Origin of the sequence: Xenorhabdus szentirmaii DSM 16338, from assembly GCF_002632585.1 — a bacterium.
GTDB lineage: Bacteria > Pseudomonadota > Gammaproteobacteria > Enterobacterales > Enterobacteriaceae > Xenorhabdus > Xenorhabdus szentirmaii.
This window is the reverse complement of record NZ_NIBV01000071.1, coordinates 1-235: the sequence shown is the minus strand read 5'-3', so window position 1 is coordinate 235 and position 235 is coordinate 1. Positions and strand designations below refer to the sequence as shown.

Here is a 235-nt window from a genome sequence, read left to right as displayed (position 1 = left end):
TGGTGGGCGATACCAGATTCGAACTGATGACCCCCTCCTTGTAAGGGAGATGCTCTACCAACTGAGCTAATCGCCCAATCATGAAATCAATTATTTTTCACTGCCTTATCACTACGGTTACCTTTGCCATAGCATCACAGATAACCACTGTGAAAATATGGTGGGCGATACCAGATTCGAACTGATGACCCCCTCCTTGTAAGGGAGATGCTCTACCAACTGAGCTAATCGCCCC

The 235-nt window shown here is 47.2% G+C and carries 2 tRNA genes; both read right to left on the bottom strand.

From position 1 onward, the window contains the following. Positions 1–76 (bottom strand) — tRNA-Val (locus tag Xsze_RS21700). Between the two features lie 82 nt (positions 77–158). Then, positions 159–234: transfer RNA gene (locus Xsze_RS21695), tRNA-Val, on the bottom strand. Position 235: the final 1 nt, after the last annotated feature.